The sequence below is a fragment of the Nodosilinea sp. LEGE 07298 genome, assembly GCF_015207265.1.
Taxonomy (GTDB): domain Bacteria; phylum Cyanobacteriota; class Cyanobacteriia; order Phormidesmidales; family Phormidesmidaceae; genus Nodosilinea.
On the sequence record NZ_JADEXE010000318.1, the window covers coordinates 1 to 7,420 of the forward strand.

A 7,420-nucleotide genomic window follows, 5' to 3' on the forward strand; every position below is an offset into this window, starting at 1 on the left:
GGAGTCGTCTGGATTGGCATGGCGACCGGGGCTTGAGTTTTCTGCAACTCGGTTTGCGGGAACTGGCTCGGCTTTGCTACGAGCGTTTGCCCTTGCCCATCCTCCAAGCCTTGCCTAAGGGCAATCCACCGCCCGCTTGCGCCTCTCAATGCAAGCGAGACGCCCTAGACTGTCGCATTGAGTTCGCTAAGGTCCTCACATTCTCATGGTGAGACTGCCCTAAGTTTTCTGCACCACTAAGGCAGGGCGGTGCAATTGTCAATATTGGTTCTATGTGGGCACATCAGGCTGTTCTAGCTACACCCTCTTCTGCTTACTCAATGGCAAAAGCAGGTTTACACTCGCTTTCACAGCATTTGGCAATGGAGCTCGCACAGTATCAAATTCGTGTCAATGCCGTTGCCCCGGCAGTGGTGGAAACACCTATCTACGGAGCATTTATCAAACCAGAGGAAATCCATACAACGCTACAGGGCTTCAATAGCTTTCATCCCATTGGACGAGTTGGACAACCAATTGACATTGCAGGGGTTGTGGCTTTTCTACTGTCTGATCAAGCTGCTTGGGTAACTGGAGCTATATGGAATGTAGATGGTGGAGTCATGGCTGGACGTAATGCCTGATGTTGAATCCTGCTTGTTCATCCCTAATTTAACCGGACGAATGGCATAGAGCCTCTGGCTCGGCTGCGCCAACGCCCCTGCAGTTTTGCCTTTTTGAAATCGGGGGTTTGTGATTCGGATGTGCTTTAAAAATGACCTTACGAAGGTGCATTGCTGCACGAGTGTACCCTACGATTTTCGGCGTTAAACGCGCTTAAAGCGACATCCTCCATTCCGTAACGGGTATTTTTGCCTGTACGTTTGTCCGGTAGCGACGACATCCGTTGGCGAAACGAACCGACTAGCGTGTCAAACAAACCCCGTTCTTTCAACGGCCCTAGCTCTGTTAGGTTGCTCAGATGTTATTACCATACCGGTATTCCTGGGCCTTAAACGGCTTTTCGCCAAAATGAGAATTGCTATGCTGCTGATGTACTGATTGACAAAGGCCTCGGCGGCTTCTGGACTCATCATCTTAAGAACGCGGACGATTTTCAGAATAGTATCGCCCGTGGGGTTGATTTAGTCGTTGTATACCAATAGACGAACAAAAAGTCTGCTTTGGCACTAAAAAGTATTCAGACCAATAGAGAAATAAATACTGTTTTCCTGCCAGGTTCATCCCTTAATTCAGCAACGCCTGATTTTGCTTACCTTTCCTCTTGCCATTTTTACGGACATGAGTGGCTCCACATTCCGGACATTGCATCGCAGATTCTCCTAATTCATCTGTCAATTATGCAACGCCCAGCCGCTATACCTATGGTCAGGCGGTGGATTTTTATGTATCTGGGGTGCCCATACGGCAGGTGGCAGCCGCCCTATCCGACTGGCCAGGTGGGCTGGGCTTGTATCCCACCTGGGTTCATTTAGATACCGGACCCCGCCGCCGCTGGTATCGTTGATTTAAGGTGTGGGAACACCAACCGGCAGCTACCCCTGTCGACTTACTTCAGAGCAAGGGGAAGTGCTTAGCTTGTTGAGGCGCGATGGCCAAAGGCCGGCCCTCTAGGGCCATCGGCAGTTGAATTAGCGGTATAGCGAGAGAGCCCAGGGATTTTCAAAATCCCTAGGCTCTCTCGCTAAAGTTTCATAAACGAAATTATTCAGAGTCTTGGTTATCGACCCGATCCATACCTACGCCGTCGTTGAGGCGATCGCTGCGGCGGTCGTCGAGCATTTGAGGAGCGACAGCAGGATTTTCAATAATCTCTCGGGGGTTTTTGCTGTAGCCGCCCTTAGTGACGAGGTCACGGGGATCGAATGTTTCCTCATCAATAGATTGGGTATTGTCGGGATTGTTCTGTTGATTCTCAGTCATAAAACCACTTCTTTTGCGTCAGCTCATAGGAGCACCTATTTATTAATGTAAGCAGTAACAGCGGTCGCTTCATCCCTCATCCGCCATACATTGAGTCAAAAAAACGGGGTCGTGCTAACCGTGTAGAGGGCATCCAACATCCGCCCCAAACGGTCATCATTCAGGTTGTACCGCTGGTGGGATACCAAACCATTTGATAGAGCCTAGCTTGAAAGGGAGAAAACACAATTCTTAAACCGCAGGTTTTCAGGCCCATGAGTACCTGTAGAAGCAGAAATCGAGCTCTAAGCGTTTTAAAAAGGAGTCCTAAGCGTGCAACTGAAGCCCCTCAATCAACAAGTGGTCGCTGTCGTTGGTGCCTCCAGCGGTATTGGCCGGGTAACCGCCCTTAAATTTGCCGAAAAGGGGGCAAAAGTAGTAGTTTCGGCCCGTAGCCAACCGGGGCTAGACTCCTTAGTAGAAGAGATTCGTCGTTCTGGCGGCGAGGCCACCGCGATCGCCGCCGACGTTGCCAATTTTGAGCAGGTCGAGGCGATCGCCAACCACACCATCGAGCAGTACGGACGGCTCGATACCTGGGTTCACAATGCCGCCATTGAACTCTATGCCTCCTTTGCAGACACCACCCCCGAAGAATTCCAGCGCATTATCGACGTCAACCTGATGGGGCAAGTCCACGGGGCCAAGGCGGCACTGCCCCACCTCAAGCGGGAAGGCCGAGGAGCCCTGGTACATATCACGTCAGTGGAAGCCCGGCGCAGTCTGCCTCTGCAAACCGCCTATGCCGCCTCCAAGCACGCGGTCAGCGGGTTTCTAGAATCCCTGCGGGTTGAGCTTATGCACGAAGGGGCCAACATCAGCGTCACTGAAGTGATGCCCGCCGCCATCAACACCCCCCTGTTCAACAAGGCGCGTAGCAAGCTGGGGGTAAAACCCATGGGTACGCCGCCGATTTATGAACCCGAAATTGTGGCTGATACCATTCTCCACGTGGCCGAACACCCCACCCGCGATGCCGTTGTGGGAGATGCAGGCAAGGCGGTCGTCCTGGCTCAAAAACTTTCCCCGGAGCTAGTCGACCAATACATGGTGAACAACGGCTTCGAGTCGCAAAAGACCGATCAGCCGAAGTCCGCCGATGACCCTGATAACCTGTATGGGGCGATTCCGGGCTTTGATACGGTCAGGGGTGACTTTACGCCCCAGGCCCAGGCCGTGAGTTACACCAACTGGTTGGAGACTCATCCGGCGGTGAAGTGGGGTGCCCTGGCTGGCTTAGCCTTGGGGGTCGGGGCCATTGCTCTGCTCAGCGTACCCCTCTTGAGCGACAAAGAGTTGTTTTAACAGCCCATGACCAGAGTCGAGTCACTGTCGGTCTATGTGTTGCCCGCTCGCCAACGGCATCCCCTGAAGCCATAGAGGGGTTTGCCCGCTATCGGAGTTATGGTCCTTCACTACATTGTGTTCAGACAACGGGGGCACTCGATTGGCCCGCTGGGCTTAATGTCCTGTAAGGCAAAGCGCAGAATCTGGTTGCCCCTGCTGTGGGCCACCAGATGCAGGCGGCGCAGGCACCGTTCGGTAGTGCGATCGCGCCGGTTCAGCTCATGAATAAAGTCAGCCAGTTTCACGAAACCTCGCCCACTGTGTAAACGGTGGAGCCAAGCACGCGATCGCCCACTATGGCCATCGCTACATTCGTTTTGCTCGAGCTAGCCCTAAATTCATTAAAAAAGCTTATTATCACTGAGATTTTAGGTTTGTCCGACCTAGCTCCTTCAAAATTCCTGCTATATAAGCATCAGGAGCTACTAATAATGTCAGTGAATGGTTGTTTGAACATTAGAAGATTGAATTGACGGTGAAGCCTATAACCATTGACTGAAATAGCTTCTAGAAGACTAGACCTTGAGAAGATGCATCACTTGGTCTTGATTGATACACTTTAAGTACAAATAAGAGAAAGTTATCTTTCAGGAGAATTTGCTTTATGACAAGTACAAGCAGTAACCAAAATCCATCTAGAAAGCCCGATGAAATAATTGTAGTCCAGCCTACCAGTTCCCTTTCTGCCCAATCTGAGCAGGCCGAGAAGGTCGAAAAAAATCAGAGCGGTGAACATACCGTGGCTAAAGCTGTTGGCGCAACCGGCGGTAGCGTGGCAGGCGCGGCAGTTGGTAGAATGGTCGGCGGTAAAGTGGGTGCAGCTATCGGTGCCGTAGGTGGCGCGATCGCAGGTGCAGCCATTGGTGATCAGGCCGCTACAAGCATGGACCAGCAAGTGGAAAGTGCGACGGGTTCAATCAAAGATGCCGCTAAAAGCGTTACCCATCAGGTTGAAGATACACTGGATAGCGTTAAAGCAAAGATCGATGAAACCGATGTAAAAGGGTTGGCTGAGTCTGCAAAGCAGAAAGTCAACGAAGCAGATGTACGCGGTGTCAGTCAATCCATTCAAGGCAAAATTAACGAGGCGGACGTTCGCGGCGTCAGTCAGTCTGTGCAAGGCAAAATTGACGAAGCAGATGTTCGTGGCGTTAGCCGGTCTGTACAAGGCAAAATTGATGAAGCAGATGTTCGCGGCGTAAGCCAGTCTGTAAAAGGCAAAATTAATGAGGCAGACGTTCGCGGCGTCACAGATTCTGCCAAAAGAACGATTGATGACGATGTAAGACCTGCGATCAAAAACACCATCAATCAGACATCCCAGAAAGCTAGCAATGCTGCTCATAGCGCAACTTCAGCGGCAAAGAAGTCTCTAGAGACGCCATCCCCTAAAAATAATACGAAGCCAGCGGGTTGGAAAGATCCTCTAATCGAGCAAAAGCTCCATGAGAATCAAGGAAAGGCTTAGCTAATCTGATTTTCAGGTCTTGAAAGGTGGGGAGTACCTCTTCTGGTGCTCCCCACCTTTTATATTTGACTAAGTGGTTGGGCCAATTCAAAATGTAGGATGGGTTAGCGATAGCGTAACCCACGCGGGCGTTGGGTTTCGTGCCTTAACCGCAACCTACACAGTCTTATATTTGATTGGGTTTTCCTACTTATAGCTGCTTGAGCGAGCATTAAACCTCAGCTACGCCTTATTTTGAAGCCCCATCACCCGACGGTATTCGTTGTTAATGTCTTTCGCCTTTGCGATCGCTACCTTCAGCCCAACAGGAGTGGCTGAAACCCCAAGAGCTATCTCGTCGCGATCTCCGTTGCTATCCCCTGGCTTGGGGGGGAAGTGTCTCCCCCGCACGTACAATCGGTTGTCCTTCTCGCGAATCGAGACCTTCTCCAGCCCCTGATTAACCTGGTTGATCCGTTCTTTGAGGTCAGGCGCACTCTGGTTCAGACTTCTCCTCCCATCTCCCCCGTTCCTCCCCCAAAAAGAGTACAAACTACCTACACTTAGCTTAATTTTCCTAAGCTGAGTGAGGCAAGGGGGACGCCGCAAATCGTTACGGGAGCTGGATTTAAACGGAGAGGGAGGGATTCGAACCCTCGTGAGGTTTGACCCTCAAACAGTTTTCGAGACTGCCGCATTCAACCACTCTGCCACCTCTCCAAGGGGCTTTGCTATTCTACCGTTGAATTGAACTCTCAGGCGACCTCAAAGCCGAAAACCCGCCGAGAACTGTCGGTGAAACAGGTATTTGGGGTGGGCTATCTAGAAATGGGCTCTTTGCAGGGGTACCGCAATCCGGGAAGATGAGGGGGATTCTTTCTGCCCCCGCCCACTGATTGCTATGGTGTTTGGTCTAACCGACGATTCGCTAGCTGAGAAACTGATAGACCTGGCCCTCCAGCGAGGTGCCGAAGCGGCGGAAGTGCTGCAGTCGCGATCGCGATCGCGACCCGTTTTTTTTGAAGCCAACCGTCTCAAACAGCTCGAAAGTTCTGCCGCTCTGGGAACGGCCCTGCGGCTGTGGGTAAACGGTCGACCGGGGCTAGCGGTGGCCTACGGCAATGTTGACCCTGAGGCTATCATCGACAAAGCGCTGGCCATTAGCGCCCTCAACGACCCCGAACCCATTGATTTGGTGGGGGGAACCAGCCGCTACTACCCTGATATGGGCCAAGAGGTACCGGTAGAGCAGCTGATCGAGTGGGGCCAGGGCATGATCGATCGCATTCGCAGCGCCTACCCTGAGGTAATTTGTAGCGTTGATGTTGAGTGCGATGTGGAAACCACCCGCATTCTCAATACAAAAGGGCTTGACTGCCGCTACAGCGATGCCACGTTGAGCAGCTACCTGTCGGCAGACTGGGTGCGGGGCGATGACTTTTTGAGTGTGAGCGACGGTCAGACCCAGCGGGACGTTTTGGATGTCGATGCGCTGACCGACCAGGTTTTGCAGCGGCTAGCCTGGGCCGAGCAGCCGGCGGAGGTCGACACAGGGCGTATGCCGGTGATCTTTACCGCTAAGGCCGCCGATATGGTGTGGGACACGCTGCAATCGGCTCTTAGCGGCAAGCGGGTGCTGGAGCGATCGTCCCCTTGGAGCAATGCCCTGGGCGAGCAGATGACCTCGTCCTGCATTACCCTGTTGCAAGACCCAGAGGCTGGCCCCTTTAGCTGCCCTTTCGACGACGAGGGCACGCCTACTCAGCGGCTGATTTTCATTGAGCAGGGGGTGGTAAGGCTGTTTTACAGCGATCGCGCCGTGGGTCGCACCCTGGGGGCCGAGTCGACTGGCAATGGCTTTCGTCCTGGGCTGGGTAGCTACCCTACCCCCAGCCTCTATAACACCCTCGTGCAGCCAGGGACAAAATCTCTTGATCAGCTAATTGCAGGTATCGATAACGGCGTGCTGGTCGATCAAATTTTGGGCGGCGGGGCCGGTATTGCGGGAGATTTTTCGGTGAACATCGACTTGGGCTACCGTATTCATCGGGGTGAACTGGTGGGCCGCGTCAAAGACACCATGGTGGCAGGCAATGTCTACACCGCACTCAAGGACAAGGTCGAGTTGGGCAGCGATGCCGACTGGAATGGCTCATGCTACACACCTTCGGTGCTGCTAGATGGATTGTCGATTACGAGCGGCTAACTGACTGGCACTGAGGGCAAATATAACAACGTCGCCCGCCGATCATAATTTTGGTAATGGTCTCGCCGCAGCGGTGGCAGGGCTGGCCCTGGCGGCCAAAGGCCCAGTGGCGATAGTCGCGGCGGCGGTAGCCGGTTTGCTTCAGATGGGCCGCTAGGGCCAGGTCGTTGGTAATGCCGTTGTGGCGGTACGACTGCTGGGGCAGAACCAGGGCGGCCTCAGCAAAGGCGGCAATTTGCTCGGGGGTGCAGTCGGTGGGCCGTTGGCCGGGGTGAATGCAGGCCACATACAAAATTTCGGTGCGTAAGTAGTTGCCGATGCCGCCTAAAAACCCCTGGTCAAGCAGCAGGGTGGCAAACTGGCGACGGCGAAATGGGGCGCTGAGCGTTCTGGCTTCTACCTCGGCGGCGGTGGTAGTTTCATCGAGGGTATCTGGGCCGAGTTTGGCGATGTAGGGG

Annotated in this window: 7 protein-coding genes, 1 tRNA gene and 2 pseudogenes; 6 read left to right on the plus strand and 4 right to left on the minus strand. The window is 53.4% G+C overall.

Annotated features, from left to right (window positions below; translation table 11 throughout):
• The 3 genes and pseudogenes from IQ273_RS34085 to IQ273_RS36080 form a co-directional block, all read left to right on the plus strand.
• A pseudogene (locus IQ273_RS34085) lies at nucleotides 1-212 on the plus strand (IS4 family transposase); the annotation flags it as partial.
• Nucleotides 213-248: 36 nt separating this feature from the next.
• Nucleotides 249-623 (plus strand): annotated as a pseudogene (locus tag IQ273_RS27935) (SDR family NAD(P)-dependent oxidoreductase); the annotation flags it as partial.
• Between the two features lie 662 nt (nucleotides 624-1,285).
• Complete coding sequence (locus IQ273_RS36080) at nucleotides 1,286-1,507, plus strand: DUF882 domain-containing protein (protein WP_194026397.1); 222 nt, start codon at nucleotides 1,286-1,288, stop codon at nucleotides 1,505-1,507.
• Between the two features lie 197 nt (nucleotides 1,508-1,704).
• On the opposite strand, the gene IQ273_RS27945 is transcribed toward IQ273_RS36080, so the two are convergent.
• Nucleotides 1,705-1,923: a hypothetical protein gene (locus IQ273_RS27945; RefSeq protein WP_194026398.1), complete on the minus strand. Its 219-nt coding sequence runs from the start codon at nucleotides 1,921-1,923 to the stop codon at nucleotides 1,705-1,707.
• A 312-nt stretch (nucleotides 1,924-2,235) separates the two neighbouring features.
• Between IQ273_RS27945 and IQ273_RS27950 the strand changes: the two genes are divergently transcribed.
• Entirely contained in the window at nucleotides 2,236-3,267 is a 1,032-nt protein-coding gene (locus tag IQ273_RS27950) for an SDR family oxidoreductase (RefSeq protein ID WP_194026399.1), read from the plus strand.
• A gap of 110 nt (nucleotides 3,268-3,377) precedes the next feature.
• Here the strand turns inward: IQ273_RS27950 and IQ273_RS27955 are convergent, their stop codons facing one another.
• Nucleotides 3,378-3,554 carry a hypothetical protein gene (locus IQ273_RS27955; protein WP_194026400.1) on the minus strand — a complete coding sequence of 59 codons (177 nt, stop codon included), beginning with the start codon at nucleotides 3,552-3,554 and terminating at the stop codon, nucleotides 3,378-3,380.
• A 359-nt stretch (nucleotides 3,555-3,913) separates the two neighbouring features.
• Between IQ273_RS27955 and IQ273_RS27960 the strand changes: the two genes are divergently transcribed.
• Entirely contained in the window at nucleotides 3,914-4,777 is an 864-nt protein-coding gene (locus tag IQ273_RS27960) for a glycine zipper domain-containing protein (RefSeq protein ID WP_194026401.1), read from the plus strand.
• A 612-nt stretch (nucleotides 4,778-5,389) separates the two neighbouring features.
• On the opposite strand, the gene IQ273_RS27965 is transcribed toward IQ273_RS27960, so the two are convergent.
• Nucleotides 5,390-5,476 (minus strand) — tRNA-Ser (locus IQ273_RS27965).
• Between the two features lie 181 nt (nucleotides 5,477-5,657).
• Between IQ273_RS27965 and IQ273_RS27970 the strand changes: the two genes are divergently transcribed.
• Nucleotides 5,658-6,962, plus strand: a complete 1,305-nt coding sequence (locus tag IQ273_RS27970; RefSeq protein WP_194026402.1) for a TldD/PmbA family protein — start codon at nucleotides 5,658-5,660, stop codon at nucleotides 6,960-6,962.
• On the opposite strand, the gene IQ273_RS27975 is transcribed toward IQ273_RS27970, so the two are convergent.
• Nucleotides 6,949-7,420: zinc finger domain-containing protein (locus IQ273_RS27975; RefSeq protein ID WP_278000600.1), on the minus strand; the 472-nt coding region annotated here is incomplete at its 5' end. The genes IQ273_RS27970 and IQ273_RS27975 overlap by 14 nt on opposite strands.

Bases quoted from the DNA above. Each gene is read 5' to 3' on its own strand.
- IQ273_RS27945 (WP_194026398.1), bottom strand. From the start codon at position 1,923: ATGACTGAGAATCAACAGAACAATCCCGACAATACCCAATCTATTGAT.
- IQ273_RS27960 (WP_194026401.1), top strand. From the start codon at position 3,914: ATGACAAGTACAAGCAGTAACCAAAATCCATCTAGAAAGCCCGATGAA.
- IQ273_RS27970 (WP_194026402.1), top strand. From the start codon at position 5,658: ATGGTGTTTGGTCTAACCGACGATTCGCTAGCTGAGAAACTGATAGAC.